The sequence below is a fragment of the Bacillus sp. AFS012607 genome (genome assembly GCF_002558005.1).
Classification (GTDB): Bacteria; Bacillota; Bacilli; order Bacillales; family Bacillaceae_G; genus Bacillus_A; species Bacillus_A thuringiensis_S.
Window position 1 is genome coordinate 1 of record NZ_NTVM01000113.1, and the last position, 569, is coordinate 569.

Sequence of the window (569 nt, forward strand, 5' to 3'; positions counted from 1 at the left end):
ATATAAAATTCATATGGTGGAGGATGACGGGATCGAACCGCCGACCCCCTGCTTGTAAGGCAGGTGCTCTCCCAGCTGAGCTAATCCTCCAAAGTGGTGACCCGTACGGGATTCGAACCCGTGTTACCGCCGTGAAAGGGCGGTGTCTTAACCACTTGACCAACGGGCCAAATATTATAAATCCTATGGCGGAGAGCAAGGGATTCGAACCCTTGATACGCTTGTGACGTATACACGATTTCCAATCGTGCTCCTTCGGCCAACTCGGACAGCTCTCCAATGGCTCCGCAGGTAGGAATCGAACCTACGACCGATCGGTTAACAGCCGATAGCTCTACCGCTGAGCTACTGCGGAATAATATTGCCTGGCAACGTCCTACTCTCACAGGGACAAGGTCCCAACTACCATCGGCGCTAGAGAGCTTAACTTCCGTGTTCGGTATGGGAACGGGTGTGACCTCTCTGCCATCATTACCAGACATTATTCTTTTGAGACAATCATTATTATAACTTATTCACTTTAAAAGTCAACAAATTTTTTATGTTCTCTCAAAACTAGATAACATTGC

4 tRNA genes and 1 rRNA gene are annotated in these 569 nt (G+C 48.2%); all 5 read right to left on the minus strand.

The features are described from left to right. Nucleotides 1-14: 14 nt before the first annotated feature. Nucleotides 15-90, minus strand: a tRNA-Val gene (locus CN409_RS31125). Nucleotides 91-94: 4 nt separating this feature from the next. Next, a tRNA-Glu gene (locus tag CN409_RS31130) sits at nucleotides 95-169 on the minus strand. Nucleotides 170-186: 17 nt separating this feature from the next. Next, nucleotides 187-278, minus strand: a tRNA-Ser gene (locus tag CN409_RS31135). A gap of 2 nt (nucleotides 279-280) precedes the next feature. Next, nucleotides 281-355, minus strand: a tRNA-Asn gene (locus CN409_RS31140). An 8-nt stretch (nucleotides 356-363) separates the two neighbouring features. Then, nucleotides 364-479, minus strand: a 5S ribosomal RNA gene (gene rrf, locus CN409_RS31145). Nucleotides 480-569 lie beyond the last annotated feature (90 nt).